This is a genomic window from Pseudomonas sp. JR33AA (genome assembly GCF_021378985.1).
GTDB lineage: Bacteria > Pseudomonadota > Gammaproteobacteria > Pseudomonadales > Pseudomonadaceae > Aquipseudomonas > Aquipseudomonas alloputida.
Genome location: NZ_JAJSAW010000003.1, coordinates 174,417 through 186,990 on the forward strand (window position 1 = coordinate 174,417; position 12,574 = coordinate 186,990).

Consider the following 12,574-nt stretch of genomic DNA (forward strand, 5'->3'; position numbering starts at 1 on the left):
TTCCCCCTCAATCCCCGGTGTAGTTGGTGCCGCCGGCGCCGCGCCGGTTGCTTCCCTGATATGTAGCCTCAGGCCCGGATGCCTGAGGGTTCTTCAACTGCTCGATCTGCCGAAGCGCTGCCCGTAGCCTCATGCTGAGCTGGGTCACCAGTTCATCTAGGGGCAGGGCTTCTCCGGTTGCTGCCGCTACAAAGCCCGAGGCGTTGCAGTGGTCGCATGGCAGTTCGTGAAACACACCCTGAGTTACCGCTCTCCCACGGCACAAAGGGCACTGAGCCAACCTGATCACAGCCTTCTTGAAGGCAGGGCCATGGCTCTTCCCTGTCACTTTGAATCCTCGCTAATTACAAATGCGGTAAGGTCGCTGGACGCCTTGTGTTCCGCTGGCTGGGCCGAATTCTGTGAAATTTCGGATAAGGCCTTGGTAAGGCCGTGAATGGCACCAAAGCCAATGCCGTCTAACCAGGCGTGCCACTTCTCCAGGGCTGCCCGGCGTTGCTGCATAGCCTGGGTATGGATGTAGGTGCTGGCGATCTTGCCCAGCGTGTGGTTCAGCAGCATCTCGCCGATGTGGCCGTCGATACCGAGGTCGGTCCAGGTGGTGCGGGACACCTTGCGCAGGTCGTGGCTGGTCCACTCGCCCTGCCCCAGGCGGGTGAACACCATGCTCGCCTGGGTTTCGCTCAGCGGCAGCCCGCGGCGGTTCGGGAACAGGTACACGCCCTCATAGCCCCGGGCCTGCTGGATTGTCCGGTACCGGGTCAGCAGCGACGCCACCTGGGCGGTCAGTGGCAGTCGGTGCTCGGTGCGGGTCTTGGTGTTCGCCGCCGGGATGAACCATTCGGCAGCGGCCAGGGAGATCTCGCTCCAGCGCGCCATGCGGGTCTCGCCGATCCGGGTGCCATGGGCCAGCATCATCAGGGCCAGCATGGCGTCGCCGGGCTCCTGCTCGAAGGCCTGGGCCAACTGCCGCATCAGCTCGGGCAACTGCACGCCACGCAGTCGTGCTGCCTTGGGCAGGATGCGGGCCTTGGTGAAGTCGTTGAAGCGCATGCCAGCCATGGGGTTGCGGTCGATCAGCCCAAGCTGCAGGGCCTGGCGGAAGGCGGTCAGCAGCAGCGCGAACATCTGCCGCAGATACGACAGCGACACTTCGGCCTGGCACGGCCACATCAGGAGCTTGTCGAGCGTGTCGGCGTTCACATCGACGATGGCCAGGTCATCCAGGCGCGGCTTCAGGTGCTGGGCAATGGCAGACCGAGCGCCGGCCTTGCGCTTTGCCGACAGCGAGCGGTCGCGGGCCATGCGGTCGCCGTACCAGTCCAGCAGTTGGCCCACGGTGACCATGCCCGACACCACCGGCGCGGTAGCCGGGTCGCGCAGCATGCGCTGACGCAGCGCTGGCAGTTCGGCAATCACCGCCGCCACGCTCAGCTCGGGCCACCGGGCGACCGGCACCCACTTCTTGCCGCGCACCAGGTGCCAGGTTCCCCTCTCGCGGTTGCTCCAGAAGCGCAGGTACAGGCCAGGGTGCCGTGGGTCGCGCAGGTCGCGCACCGACTTGTCGGCGGCCTGCCGGCGCACCTCCGCTTCGCTCAGTTTCACTTCCCGGGTCGCGCTCATGCAGCCACCGTGGCAGGCTGCAGCAGGTAGGATCGGATGGCTTCGACCGCGTCGATGTTGCCCCGGCACACGATGGCCAGGTAGCCCTGGGCGGCGAGCGCTTGCAGGTAGGCATCCTGGCTGGGCGACACCGGCGCATCGAACGGCGGCATGGCCTTGAACTCGATGTACAGGCCGAAGTAGCCGCCCCGCGCCATCGGCAGCACCAGGTCAGGCACGCCAGCCTTCACCCCCTGCCCCTTCAGCTTGGCGGCCACGGCCTTGACCCGGTGCCCGCCGTTTGGCACGTGGTAGATCAGTTTGTACGCCTGCGGGTAGCGCAGTTGCAGCTCCTGCATCAGCGCAGCCTGCTCCTGCCCTTCCCGGTCGATGGGCTTGGCGCGGGCCGGCTTGGCCTTGAACGGGCGAAGGGCAGGAGCATTCATGCGATCAGCACCCCCTCGTTCAGCAGCAGCGCCTGGGTGCGCATGACGCCCTCGGCGTGGTACTGGCGGGCGGTATCGCGGTCGACGGCCTTGCTGCGCCCGTCGCAAGCGTCATGGCAGGCGCTGCAGCACCACGCGCCCTGCAGGTCGTGCGGCTTCTTGCCGACTCCGCAGGTGCCGGCCAGCCGGTAGTGTGCCAGGACGGTGGTCTCGGGGTTGCCGTTGCACACGCCCGGAATGCGCACCTGGCAATCCCTGCCGCGCGCGGCCTTGGTCAGCTTGGTTTGCCGCATGGTCAGAACTCCTCCTTGCCACGGTGAGATTCCCACTCGAAAGGCACCACCACCCCGCCACCCTCACGCAGGCGGTCATAGCAACGCTCGCCCATGGCATGGCGAAGCTGGGCTGGCTCCAGGTTGGAAATCACCACCGTGGGGCGCATCTGCTCGTAGCGCCCGTTGATGATCGAAAACAGGGTGGTCAGCTCGAATTCGCTCGGCTGCTCCTTGCTGACCCCGACCTCGTCCAGCACCAGCAGCGAAGGTTCGATCAGGCTGGACAGGATGTCGGCTTCGGACTGTTCGCTGTGGCGGTCGTACGTGGCTCGTATGGATTGCAGGACGGCGCCCACCGTCCGGTACACGGCCGTTGCCGAGGTGTTGCGCATCAGCTCGTTGGCCATCCCGGCGCCCAGGTGCGTCTTGCCGGTACCGACCTTGCCAAGCAGCATCAGGCAGCGGCCGGTGCGCTCGATTTCCTCGAACGCCGCCACGTAGCGAGTGCAGTAGGCCAAGGCCTTGCGCTGCCCTTCGTGCTCAACGCGGTAGTTCGCCAGGGTGCGGTCGGCAAAGCGTTTGGGGATCAGCGCCGAACCCAGCTTGCGGGTCATGGCCTCACGCTTCAGGCGGGTGTCCTCCGCCAGCTGCTTGGCTTCGCGCTCGGCAACGGCCACTTTCTCGCACACAGGGCATCGCCCGACGATTTCTCGGCCCATCAGCATGGTTACACGCTGCTCGAAGTCGCCGTGATGCTCGCAGTGCGCGGGCTGGACGCGGAAGCCCGCGGCGTTTCGGACCTCGGACATGGTGATCACCGATTCAGATCGCATAGGTGCCGTCCTCTCGCGCGGCCAGGCCGGCGGTGTAGTCGCGGTCGTCGAAGCCGTGGTGACGGCTGTGAGGTTTTGCCTGTGGCGGCAGCTGGGCGCTGATGCGCTTGGTGACCCACTCCACCTCGAAGCCGCGCCATCCATTCTCGACGGCGACTTCCAGGGCTTGGGCTGGCTGGATGCCGAAGGCCTTGCACTGCTCCAGTTTGACGTTCAGCCCCGCCCAAATCCGGGCGGTCACTGGGGCCTTGGCAGCCTTGCGGACAGTCAGGTAGTCAGCGATCAGCGATTCATCCAGGCCGTGAGGGTTGTCAGCCAGCATGGCGGCCTTCCCGAACGGTGCTTTGCGATCAGCTTTGGCCGGAGCCGGCTGCTCATCGCTGGGGGGGCATGTATTTTCTTCCGAAGGAAGAAATACATAGGGGGTTAGATTCTTAAAATAAAGAAGGCAGTCGGCGGTTTTGGTCTGTTTCGACTCGTCGCCGATTCGGACCACTTCAGCCGAGTCGGCTGTTTTGGTCTGTTTCGGCTCAGCCACATAGACCCAGTCTTTCGGGTCATTCACGCCGATGTCACCCCGTGCACCGCCCTCGCGGAACAGAACCCGACGACGCAGCAGACTAGAAACCGCCTTGGATACGGTGTCAGGGTGGGCATTGATGGCTTTCGCGATGTCGGTCGCCGGGATGCGCTGAGCGCCCGCGCCGTAGTTGATGGTGGCCTTGGCCACATACAGCACAATCTTCATCTCCCGGGCCGGGAGATCGATAGCCAGCAGGCCATCCATGAGCTGGTTGTCCATCCGGGTAAACCCCCTGGACTTGTCAAGTGGGACGATGTTTGTCATGCTTTAACCCGTTCTAATGCTGTAGAGAAAGCCGCCCCGCCAGGCGGTTTTTTTTCGTCTGCGATCCCGGTACTGGATGGATTCGCAGGTGTTTCAGTCATCTACTGGCGCAATGCCAGGTTTCGCATAATTCCTACCGTCAAACGGCGCTTTTCAGAGAGTCGACGCGTGGAACGTCTTGTCGTCTAGCGACCAGCTTCCCGCCTGACTCCTTCTCCAAAACGCATTGCATTGGGTAGGAGAAACCACCAGCCGCCCGGCACTGGGACACACGGCTACTGGAAACGCCGAGAGCTTCACCAATGGCGCGGCCGGTTCGGAAATGGTTCAGGGCTTCGTCAAAGGTCATTGATGTCTCTCCGATGTCTTCGACGAGTTTAGAGTTCTTAACACAACAAGACAAGTTATCTAAACTTCTAAAGGTTTAGAATCCTAAATATGGAATTCAAAGACCGCGTTATCGCGCGCATGAAGGAGCTGAACCTCAGTTCCACCGACCTCAGCAAACTGTCTGGCGTGTCCAAGGCAACCGTGAGTTTCTGGATCAACGGAACGAACGGCGCCAAGGGCAAAAACCTGCTCGCCTTGGCAAAAGCGCTAGAGTGCTCAGCACAATGGCTGTCGGACGGTACTGGCCAGGCTACTGACCAGTCATCATTTGCCAGCTCTTCATTGACTACTGCAGAACTGGTTGCGCAGATGCTGGCCTCCAAGGCCGGGAAGAACCTTTCCGAAAAGGCACGCGAGGTGATGATGGCAGCCGCGGCTGAGGCTGATAGCCCGGATCAGGGCCAGGAGTACCTGCCTGCTGCCTACTCGAGCCTCAAACCCACCCAGGAAGAGATCCTCATCCCTCAGTACGACGTTCGGGCAGCCATGGGCCACGGCCAGGTGCCGGCCGACTACAACGAGGCCGTTCGTAACCTGGTAGTGCGCGAGGAGGTACTGCGCGAGAAAGGCGTCACCTACACCGCTCCCTCGGCACTGGCGATGATTACCGGCTGGGGCCAGAGCATGGAAGGCACGATCAACGACAAGGACCTGGTCATTGTCGATCGCGGGATCAACGAGTTCATCGGTGAAGGTATCTACGTGATCACCTGGCACCAAGAGCTGTATATCAAGCGCCTGATGCGCCTCGATGAGGACCACTTCCGCCTGATATCGGACAACAAGCACTACGAGAACCAGACCGCGCGGATCGATGACGTTACGGTGCACGCGAAGGTTTTGCTGATATGGAACGCCAAGAAGGCGTGACCTATCCCAGGAAGCCCGCATAGCGCGGGCTTTTTGTTGCGCGCTTAGAACGGCGCCGGCTCCTCGATCGCGACGAACTCATCCTGGTTCTGCGCTCGAGGGTCATCATCCGAGAATGCCTCCCAACGCAGCGTAACCGAGGCATCCTCCTCGTTGAATTCCATTTCTATCCCGTCAGTTTCCTTGAGAACCCCCATCACCTCTTCCCACTCCCGGTCACCGTCGGTGTCCAGGCGGTGAATCACGACCCATCGCTGCTGCTGCGCGATCGGGTGATTGATCATCGATGACACCCGAAGACCCAGGCGCTCCACATCCGACATAACCGCTCTTTCCTGCTGCTTCTGGGGCCTTGCCATCTGACACTCCACTAACTGTATATTCATACAGGGACCACGCAAGATTAGCCGATCTCCTACAGAGTCGGAAGTCTTGACATTGCGCGGTCTGCAGAGGCGTCCACTCGCCTTGCCTGTTTAGTTTTCTAAATTAAATCTTGACGCGATCCGTTTAGTTTTCTAAATTCACCTCAAGCAGTCACTCACGAGGGACTGCAGAGGCCCGCACCGGCCGCCGCTCTTTACACAACTCGACTCCCGTCACCCTCAGCGGCACATGAGGGCAGCAGCTGCCTCATGCAGTGAGCTGGGTTCAGGTAACCAAGTGGCGCGCATGCCAATGCGGGGAAGCGCGCAGCCCAGAGAGCGATGGGCGCCTGGATCACTTCGATTTCACTGGCTGGCCTTGGCGACAGGGCCAGACGGGAAATCAACCCGAGGGCATCACCGTGAACAAAGAAGAAATCTACGACGAGCAAATCAGCCCGCTGATGCAGAAGATCATTGGCATTTGCCGTGAGCACGGCATTGCAATGATCGCCAGCTTCAACATCGCCCACGACGGCGAAGGCCCGAACGGCGAAGACTGCTCCCGCCTGACCTGCACCTCTCATTTGCCTGATGGTGGAGGCGCTTTCGACGAGCGCTTCACCAAGGCCGCCGTAGCGATTCAGCGAAGCGCCCCGCATCACATCAGCATGCACATCGCTACACAGCACGCCGATGGCACCCGCACTCTGGCGGCAGTCATTTGATTCTCTGAAAGCCCGAAAGACGGCCCGATCACCTGGTTCCCCATCACCAGGCTGCATCGGTCGTGGCGTTCGCCCTCCCCTGGTCCGGGAGGTAGACGGCAGCGAGCGTCACGACCAATGCAGCCCACCGAGGACTCTTCATGGAAACGATCACTTGCGGCTCATGGATTGGCCAGCTCGGCAAGGCGCTGGCTCCCCGTGAGCTCGAAGCACTGTTGTGGGTGGCCCAAGGCCTCACCACCAAAGAAATCGCCCGCCAGATGGCGGTCAGCCCGGGCACGGTGGCCAACCGCATCGAGGCCGCGCTGTTCAAGCTGGAAGCCGGCCGCCGCATCGAGGCGGTCACCAAGGCCATGCGCCAGCAGATCATCAGCCCGCTTTGCATCGCCCTCGCCGGCCTCATCGCCATGCATGCGGTGATCGACGACAGCGACCCCATGCGCCGCGATCGACGCGCCCCGGAGCGCCGCACCGCCCAAGTTCGAATCGTTCGCAAGGCCGAAGCCTTGGAACTCCACGCCTGACCACCCGAGGATCAACCATGCAGACAGCAATGCACCCTGCTTTCGAGCAGAAGCTTGCCGTGCTCGCGGCCCTGCTCGAGCGCAGCAAGTCAGTCAGGGCCGAGGCCCATGCCAAGGTCAGCCAAACAGCGCCGCGCTATCAGGCATGCGGCAAGGGCTCAACGTGGGATGTGGTGGAGATCGCCACCGGCGCCGTCCAAGGCTTCGCCTTCAGCTACCGAACGGCCATGCGTTTTGTGGATGTGATGGAGGCAGGCGCAGCGAGCAAAAGAGATGGCCTGCAATGATCGGACAATCGAACAGCCGCGACCAGATTCTGGCTCAGCTCAATGCCAGCATCGACAACTTCTTCGGCAGCGGTGGCTCCGTTGAAACCCTGCCCGGGTTCGAGTACGTGCCACACCGGCCTCATCGCGACCTTGAGCCAAAGCGTGCATCGGTAGCCGCCCCACCCAACAAACGGGTGACTGCGCGCCTGAAAAAGCTCGATGAACTCCGCGAGCTGGCAAAGACCATGACTTACAAGGAGGCCATGGCTCACACCGGCCTCGTCCAGGCGACTCTCGTTCGCGCCGCTTCACAAGGCAACTTCAAATTCCAGCGCGACCCCAACTACGGGAAAAGCAACCTGGGCAAAAAGCTCAGCGACCCCGTTGAAGACAGGTCGAAGGCAGAAAAGATCGTCGCCTACCGCAATGTCGGAATGTCCAGGGCAGACGTTGTGCGTGAGCTGAACATTTCCTTCAAGCAGCTCGGCCGACTGATCCGAGAGTTTGAAATCGACTTCCCGACTACTGCCGAGAAGCGAGCGAAGAGAAACGCATGAACCGCATCACCGCGCGCGTCCGGCACGGCCGGCGCCAGCAACACATCAATCTGCCGCCAAGCGGCATCGTTCACCAGGAGACGCAGCAATGTCCAAGCCCACTGACACCACCGAGTTCCTGCAGGAGCTCAATGGCGGCGCCTTTGCCAGCCAGATTGGCCACGCCCTCTCCGAGGTAGCCGCGGGCGTTGTCGATCACGGCAAAGCCGGAAAGATCACCATCACCTTGGACTTCAGCCAGATCGGCGACTCCCACCAGGTGAAGATCAAGCACAAGCTCGACTACAAGGTGCCTACCAAGCGCGGCACGCGCAGCGAGAACACCAGCCTCGACACGCCGATGTACGTCGGTACCGGCGGCAACATCTCTCTGTTCCCCGAAAAACACGACCAGCTCTTCACCCGTGACGAAGCACCTGTACACCCACGCTCGTAACTCACTGCACATACAAGGAAAAGCGCATGTCCCTCAGCAAAGAAGCTCTCGAACTGATCCAAGAAAACGCCGTCGCTGCAGCTGGCATCAAGCTGCCGGCTCTCGGCGAGGTTGCCGTTGTCCCGCAGAACTTCAACGTGGTTGACCTGGAACGTTACCAGGCCGGCCGCAACCGCTTCCGTGGTACCTACTCCACCCACTCGCTGGCCGATTACAGCGCCTATGTTGTCGAGCGCGCCGCGCCAGCCGCCCGCGGCTTCATCGACCAGGACAACATGAGCTGCATAGTGCTATTCAACATCGGTACCGCAGACGATCCGGGCCACGCTGATGATCGCGCCGTGCTGCGTCTAAAGGCTTCCGCTGCGTTCGCCGCCGTTCAGGCAGTGTGCGGCCAGAGCTTGGTGCAGAAGGCCATGAGCGACTGGATCGAAGACTGGAACCAGCACCTGTCGGCCACCGATGAGAATGGTCAGACCATGAGCATCGCCAAAGCGATCGCCGCAGTTCGCACCATCACCGTGAAGGCATCGTCCGAGAGCGACCACGCCGTAGGTGAAACCCGCGCCAGCCGCAGCACCATGGACCAGATCGAGGCCAGCAGTAAAGAAACCCTACCGGCCTGGCTGGACTTCAAGGTCATTCCGTTCGAGGGCCTGGGCGAGCAAGTGATCCGCCTGCGCGTGTCGGTCATCACCGGCGGCGCGCAACCGGTGCTGAAACTGCGCTGGATCGGTGAAGAAGCACAGCGCGAGGCCATTGCGCAGGAATTCAAGGCAGTACTCGACGCCAAGGTCGGCACAGCCGCGAAACTGTCCTTAGGCACCTTCGACGCTAAGTGACTATATTCAGCGCCACAGCATGCAAATTTTCACCTGTGGCGCTGATTTTCAACCGGAAGAGCATGCTGATGATTCAGCAAGATCCAGGGGATGAGCTGATCGCCCCTATGGGCGCTCGTGATTGCCAAGTCGGTCTTCCCGAAGAGTGTCCGCGGCAGACTTCAAGGCAGTCCGAATATCATCTCCTGTGAATTCGTGATCACACCCTCGACATCTACACCCCACAAGGTCTCCAAAGGTCGTAGCGCTCGAATCGGAGAGGTCAAATGGCGATTTTCCGCATCGCGGGCAACTAATCGAAAAACTGTCAAGCCGGTCGGTCCTGCTCATGGTCTGCCGCCCTGTTTAACTTCGATGCTTGAAGAATGCTAGCAGCTCACAAGAATCCGGCCCCTCACCCTTCCGCATCTAGCCCGGTTCTGGGTGTGCAATGGCCCAAAGGCGGGCTCAGCTAATAGATTCAAGAAACACCCATGCCCCCACAATCGTAAGCACCACCACAGCTACTACCACGAAGACCATGTAGCGAAAGTCGCCCTGGGTCATTACGGCATTCCCCCAAATTCTTAGTGTTTGAGGGGTAGAGCAACTCTCATACCAACACCATGCCGCATCCGGCCACGGAGGGCGGCGCATGCATGGACAGAGCCATGAACATCGAGACATCGACCGTCACCAAGCTGCTGATCACCGGGGCCGAAGGCCTGGACCCAATCAGCGTCTACCTCGAAGACTTCGAGCCTTGCAAGGGCAAGATCACCGTCAGCTGCTACGACAAGACCTGGCACGCCTACTGGGGCGGTATGTGGGATGGCCTGACCATCGGCCAGTTCTTCTGCAAGCTGCACGACGCCTACATCATCGGCTACTTCGACCGGTCGCTGAGTTCTCGCCGGTTCAGCGCTGAAGCGCTGGCCGACAAAGCGCGGAAGGTGATCGTGCAAATGCGGCGTGACCGGGATCTGGACGCAGAAGATGCCCGAAGCCTGCTCGACGAGGCTGAGGATGTTCGACACACCAGCTCGCTCGATGAGTGCGGCGGCGCCCACCGCGAGTTCCTGCACCGCGTATTCGGTGACGACTGGTGGAACCTGCCGGCCGACGCCATGGAGCGCAACCCTGACTGGGACTACCTCTGCCGCATCATCGCAGCAGTTCAGCAGGCCCTTGCCAAACAGTTCCCGATAGCCTCCTGACTGTCCTTCGCTGCCAGCCAGCCTCAGTCGACTGCGCGCCCGTCAACACAAGATTCAACGCACGCAACAATCGCCGTAAAGCTACCGGTGAAGCTGTGCCGAAGCTCTCTCGGCATGTCGTAGGAAAAGTGGACAAGCCAAGATCCGTCGCCCAGCAGCACAGCCTCCTGGCGGTACTTATCAACCTGATCCTCATCAATGCCGAGAGCTGCTGCGATTTCCTGGTTTGTTGGCTCGCGGTCCATCGGGTATTCATCTCGTTGACTGGTATTACAATGAATAACCCAAATGCCATTAAATTGCCACTATCAGGTACAACACCGGCCAAGCCGGTGCATGCATGGAGAAAACCATGAGCGATAACCAGACCCCAATGGGCTGCATGGACCACGGAAAGACAGAGTGCGGACGCATCGTTATGAGCAGATGGGATCAGCCTGAGCGCTCGGACAACCAGGCTGATCGCCAGAGATTCATCAGGGATGTGCATCGAAGCGGATTCATCCACTCCACGCAGGTGCGATATAAAGGCGACCGAATGCCTGACTGGGTTGGCCAAAGCCACTGCTCGAACCTCAACTGCAGGTGCCAGGAATTCCTGAATCGAGCCTGACCCTCCTGCGCTGCCCGCCAGCGCCCTCCCCTATTCAATGACAGGGTTGGCGCCCAGGCCTTTCCGGTAGCGCGCAATCGCAATGATCTGCCGCAGGCAGATGACCATGTCCTTCTTGAGGTGGTCATCCGGCAACCCGATCTTTTTCAGCATCGCTTCTGCCTCTTCCTCTATCGAGGCAAGGGCCTCGGTATCGCTTTTCAGTGTCATGGCGACCTCCATCAGGTCGAGTCGACCATGAATTGATAGCTCAGCAGAACAATGCGCGCCAACTGCGGCGCCTTCACCTTTCAAAAAGGTGATTACCTTAATTTGAACGAGGCAGCACTTTTTCTTAATTCCAGAATTGCTTCATTAATATCTGCTAGCGCCCCCTGGAGCTTTACGCTCATCTCGCCAAGTCGCAGCCCGACCTCGGCAGACCCTGGGGGATTGCTATCAACAACATTCAGAAAGCCAACATTCTCTATCAAATAAATCCTCATTATATCCTCAAGAGAGTCGAGCCGCTCGGCCTCTTGGCGACCGGACAAGTATATACGAACAGTTTTCAACGCCTGGGAATAGCGAGCATAGGCTTCATGCCATTGACTACCTGACTCAAGGAATTTGCCCTCATGCTCTGCAAGCAACCCCCTATCATCTTTACCAAACTTTGACCTGTAATAATTATACATATCAGACAGATGACTTTTGATAACCTTAAGCTCATCTGCAGCAACTGCAAGCTCATCCAAGGCGGCCGAGACCTTTGCTTGCCGAAATTGCGGCTTCCACGCTCTCAATGCAGCAAATGCAACTATTGCCGTTGCAACATTAGCGATAGAGCCGATTGCGTTAAAGAAAGCACTGGAGTCACCTTTAATCAGAACAGGCGAGATCAGCACACCGACAGCAAATAACAGGGTGCAACCCACACCATATACAAAGTCCAATTTCACTCTAGTTTGCCTCAGATTAACGAGTTTCAACTATAGCCGCGAGACGTACTCAATGCCCACAGAAACTACAATCGATTGTCCCGCACTCCACAAGCGCAGCAGCAGCTACCCTTTCGGCGATCGAGTGCCGCGCACGGTCCGGATGTTGAAGACCGTCAACGCCGACCCAATGCCTGGCATCGGGCTCTCCTACATCAAGGGCGATGCGCCAGTGGCTAAGTCAGGTCAAACCTATCCCGTGTGGACGAATAGCCACGGCGCCGTCACAGCGGTAATGGAGGACGGCACCCGCCTTGGCCTGCGACCAGCAGAGTTCGAGATCGAGAGCTGGCACCACCTTGCAGCTGCGCCAGCCCCGCAGCCCCACCCCGAGCCAATAGCCTGGATGGTTGGTACTGCCTTCTGGTGGACCAAAGAAGAGGCAGAGAGGGATGCGGCGGCTAGCGGCAAGACCATCACGCCGTTCGGGCCGATGTTCGATACCGTCGAGGTTGAGCGGCTGCGCGCTGAGGTCAAACGTGCAAATCAGGATAAAACGGCGGCGGTGATGATGCAGAGAATGGCTGAGCAAAAGCTGGCCGAGCGGAATGCGCTGCTGCGTAAAATCGCCAGCATTCCTGGAGACAGCATCAACTACCACGCAACGCACATGAGCCGCATAGCCCGTGCGGCCCTATCCGCCAGCGTAGAGCCGAGCCCGCCAGCCCACGACCCGAAGTTAATCGGCGTCGTGCACACGCCCCCGGCTGAGTACGACGAACCCTGAAGGAGTACTTCCGTACTCTTTTCGCTGTAACCCCTCTCCCCTCTATTCACTGCCGCGATATGGCGGCCAAGGAA

General features: G+C 60.1%; 20 protein-coding genes. 9 read left to right on the forward strand and 11 right to left on the reverse strand.

Features of this window, described 5'->3' with window-relative positions; translation table 11 throughout:
• Positions 1-7: 7 nt before the first annotated feature.
• The 6 genes from LVS58_RS06930 to LVS58_RS06955 are packed head-to-tail and all read right to left on the reverse strand — an operon-like array spanning position 8 to position 4,003.
• The gene (locus tag LVS58_RS06930) at positions 8-328 is read right to left on the reverse strand and encodes a hypothetical protein (RefSeq protein ID WP_223843542.1); all 321 of its coding nucleotides are present in this window, start codon (positions 326-328) and stop codon (positions 8-10) included.
• Positions 325-1,623, reverse strand: coding sequence for a tyrosine-type recombinase/integrase (locus LVS58_RS06935; protein WP_233690433.1), 1,299 nt, complete (start codon positions 1,621-1,623; stop codon positions 325-327). The genes LVS58_RS06930 and LVS58_RS06935 overlap by 4 nt, the downstream gene beginning before the upstream one ends.
• Positions 1,620-2,048 (reverse strand): VRR-NUC domain-containing protein, encoded by a 429-nt coding sequence (locus LVS58_RS06940; protein ID WP_233690434.1) that lies wholly within the window; start codon positions 2,046-2,048, stop codon positions 1,620-1,622. Before LVS58_RS06940 ends, LVS58_RS06935 begins: the two co-directional genes overlap by 4 nt.
• On the reverse strand, positions 2,045-2,341 hold the full coding sequence (locus LVS58_RS06945; RefSeq protein WP_233690435.1) for a DUF1364 domain-containing protein: 297 nt from the start codon (positions 2,339-2,341) through the stop codon (positions 2,045-2,047). The genes LVS58_RS06940 and LVS58_RS06945 overlap by 4 nt, the downstream gene beginning before the upstream one ends.
• 2 nt (positions 2,342-2,343) lie before the next feature.
• Positions 2,344-3,156 (reverse strand): ATP-binding protein, encoded by an 813-nt coding sequence (locus LVS58_RS06950; RefSeq protein WP_233690436.1) that lies wholly within the window; start codon positions 3,154-3,156, stop codon positions 2,344-2,346.
• Positions 3,146-4,003 carry a replication protein gene (locus LVS58_RS06955; protein ID WP_267954314.1) on the reverse strand — a complete coding sequence of 286 codons (858 nt, stop codon included), beginning with the start codon at positions 4,001-4,003 and terminating at the stop codon, positions 3,146-3,148. Before LVS58_RS06955 ends, LVS58_RS06950 begins: the two co-directional genes overlap by 11 nt.
• A 438-nt stretch (positions 4,004-4,441) precedes the next feature.
• Here LVS58_RS06955 and LVS58_RS06960 point away from each other — a divergent pair, with 438 nt between their 5' ends.
• The gene (locus tag LVS58_RS06960) at positions 4,442-5,263 is read left to right on the forward strand and encodes a S24 family peptidase (RefSeq protein ID WP_233690438.1); all 822 of its coding nucleotides are present in this window, start codon (positions 4,442-4,444) and stop codon (positions 5,261-5,263) included.
• A 44-nt stretch (positions 5,264-5,307) separates the two neighbouring features.
• On the opposite strand, the gene LVS58_RS06965 is transcribed toward LVS58_RS06960, so the two are convergent.
• Positions 5,308-5,622 carry a DUF1654 domain-containing protein gene (locus LVS58_RS06965; protein ID WP_233690439.1) on the reverse strand — a complete coding sequence of 105 codons (315 nt, stop codon included), beginning with the start codon at positions 5,620-5,622 and terminating at the stop codon, positions 5,308-5,310.
• Positions 5,623-6,050: 428 nt separating this feature from the next.
• Between LVS58_RS06965 and LVS58_RS06970 the strand changes: the two genes are divergently transcribed.
• The 6 genes from LVS58_RS06970 (at position 6,051) to LVS58_RS06995 (ending at position 8,984) form a co-directional block, all read left to right on the forward strand.
• Complete coding sequence (locus tag LVS58_RS06970) at positions 6,051-6,356, forward strand: hypothetical protein (RefSeq protein WP_233690440.1); 306 nt, start codon at positions 6,051-6,053, stop codon at positions 6,354-6,356.
• A 140-nt stretch (positions 6,357-6,496) separates the two neighbouring features.
• Positions 6,497-6,880, forward strand: coding sequence for a response regulator transcription factor (locus tag LVS58_RS06975; protein ID WP_132841336.1), 384 nt, complete (start codon positions 6,497-6,499; stop codon positions 6,878-6,880).
• A gap of 17 nt (positions 6,881-6,897) precedes the next feature.
• Entirely contained in the window at positions 6,898-7,167 is a 270-nt protein-coding gene (locus LVS58_RS06980) for a hypothetical protein (RefSeq protein ID WP_132841338.1), read from the forward strand.
• Positions 7,164-7,706 (forward strand): hypothetical protein, encoded by a 543-nt coding sequence (locus LVS58_RS06985; RefSeq protein WP_132841340.1) that lies wholly within the window; start codon positions 7,164-7,166, stop codon positions 7,704-7,706. The genes LVS58_RS06980 and LVS58_RS06985 overlap by 4 nt, the downstream gene beginning before the upstream one ends.
• Before the next feature lie 88 nt (positions 7,707-7,794).
• Positions 7,795-8,142, forward strand: a complete 348-nt coding sequence (locus tag LVS58_RS06990; RefSeq protein ID WP_014756073.1) for a hypothetical protein — start codon at positions 7,795-7,797, stop codon at positions 8,140-8,142.
• 26 nt (positions 8,143-8,168) lie between these two features.
• Positions 8,169-8,984: a DUF2303 family protein gene (locus LVS58_RS06995; protein WP_233690441.1), complete on the forward strand. Its 816-nt coding sequence runs from the start codon at positions 8,169-8,171 to the stop codon at positions 8,982-8,984.
• A gap of 105 nt (positions 8,985-9,089) precedes the next feature.
• Here the strand turns inward: LVS58_RS06995 and LVS58_RS25230 are convergent, their stop codons facing one another.
• Positions 9,090-9,314, reverse strand: coding sequence for an ECs_2282 family putative zinc-binding protein (locus LVS58_RS25230; protein ID WP_442796443.1), 225 nt, complete (start codon positions 9,312-9,314; stop codon positions 9,090-9,092).
• 320 nt (positions 9,315-9,634) lie between these two features.
• Here LVS58_RS25230 and LVS58_RS07000 point away from each other — a divergent pair, with 320 nt between their 5' ends.
• Positions 9,635-10,180 (forward strand): hypothetical protein, encoded by a 546-nt coding sequence (locus LVS58_RS07000; RefSeq protein WP_100413978.1) that lies wholly within the window; start codon positions 9,635-9,637, stop codon positions 10,178-10,180.
• A 23-nt stretch (positions 10,181-10,203) separates the two neighbouring features.
• Here the strand turns inward: LVS58_RS07000 and LVS58_RS07005 are convergent, their stop codons facing one another.
• The 3 genes from LVS58_RS07005 to LVS58_RS07015 form a co-directional block, all read right to left on the reverse strand.
• Positions 10,204-10,425 carry a sigma-70 domain-containing protein gene (locus LVS58_RS07005; RefSeq protein ID WP_028697923.1) on the reverse strand — a complete coding sequence of 74 codons (222 nt, stop codon included), beginning with the start codon at positions 10,423-10,425 and terminating at the stop codon, positions 10,204-10,206.
• 398 nt (positions 10,426-10,823) lie between these two features.
• The gene (locus LVS58_RS07010; protein WP_233690442.1) at positions 10,824-11,087 is read right to left on the reverse strand and encodes a hypothetical protein; all 264 of its coding nucleotides are present in this window, start codon (positions 11,085-11,087) and stop codon (positions 10,824-10,826) included.
• 8 nt (positions 11,088-11,095) lie between these two features.
• On the reverse strand, positions 11,096-11,734 hold the full coding sequence (locus LVS58_RS07015; RefSeq protein WP_233690443.1) for a hypothetical protein: 639 nt from the start codon (positions 11,732-11,734) through the stop codon (positions 11,096-11,098).
• A 142-nt stretch (positions 11,735-11,876) separates the two neighbouring features.
• Between LVS58_RS07015 and LVS58_RS07020 the strand changes: the two genes are divergently transcribed.
• The gene (locus LVS58_RS07020; protein ID WP_325175975.1) at positions 11,877-12,500 is read left to right on the forward strand and encodes a hypothetical protein; all 624 of its coding nucleotides are present in this window, start codon (positions 11,877-11,879) and stop codon (positions 12,498-12,500) included.
• The last annotated feature ends 74 nt before the right edge of the window (positions 12,501-12,574 follow it).

Coding starts and splice junctions, on each gene's coding strand:
- LVS58_RS06935 (WP_233690433.1), bottom strand. CDS start 1,623: ATGAGCGCGACCCGGGAAGTGAAACTGAGCGAAGCGGAGGTGCGCCGG.
- LVS58_RS06940 (WP_233690434.1), bottom strand. CDS start 2,048: ATGAATGCTCCTGCCCTTCGCCCGTTCAAGGCCAAGCCGGCCCGCGCC.
- LVS58_RS06945 (WP_233690435.1), bottom strand. CDS start 2,341: ATGCGGCAAACCAAGCTGACCAAGGCCGCGCGCGGCAGGGATTGCCAG.
- LVS58_RS06950 (WP_233690436.1), bottom strand. CDS start 3,156: ATGCGATCTGAATCGGTGATCACCATGTCCGAGGTCCGAAACGCCGCG.
- LVS58_RS06955 (WP_267954314.1), bottom strand. CDS start 4,003: ATGACAAACATCGTCCCACTTGACAAGTCCAGGGGGTTTACCCGGATG.
- LVS58_RS06960 (WP_233690438.1), top strand. CDS start 4,442: ATGGAATTCAAAGACCGCGTTATCGCGCGCATGAAGGAGCTGAACCTC.
- LVS58_RS06965 (WP_233690439.1), bottom strand. CDS start 5,622: ATGGCAAGGCCCCAGAAGCAGCAGGAAAGAGCGGTTATGTCGGATGTG.
- LVS58_RS06975 (WP_132841336.1), top strand. CDS start 6,497: ATGGAAACGATCACTTGCGGCTCATGGATTGGCCAGCTCGGCAAGGCG.
- LVS58_RS06980 (WP_132841338.1), top strand. CDS start 6,898: ATGCAGACAGCAATGCACCCTGCTTTCGAGCAGAAGCTTGCCGTGCTC.
- LVS58_RS06985 (WP_132841340.1), top strand. CDS start 7,164: ATGATCGGACAATCGAACAGCCGCGACCAGATTCTGGCTCAGCTCAAT.
- LVS58_RS06990 (WP_014756073.1), top strand. CDS start 7,795: ATGTCCAAGCCCACTGACACCACCGAGTTCCTGCAGGAGCTCAATGGC.
- LVS58_RS06995 (WP_233690441.1), top strand. CDS start 8,169: ATGTCCCTCAGCAAAGAAGCTCTCGAACTGATCCAAGAAAACGCCGTC.
- LVS58_RS25230 (WP_442796443.1), bottom strand. CDS start 9,314: ATGAGCAGGACCGACCGGCTTGACAGTTTTTCGATTAGTTGCCCGCGA.
- LVS58_RS07000 (WP_100413978.1), top strand. CDS start 9,635: ATGAACATCGAGACATCGACCGTCACCAAGCTGCTGATCACCGGGGCC.
- LVS58_RS07005 (WP_028697923.1), bottom strand. CDS start 10,425: ATGGACCGCGAGCCAACAAACCAGGAAATCGCAGCAGCTCTCGGCATT.
- LVS58_RS07020 (WP_325175975.1), top strand. CDS start 11,877: ATGTTGAAGACCGTCAACGCCGACCCAATGCCTGGCATCGGGCTCTCC.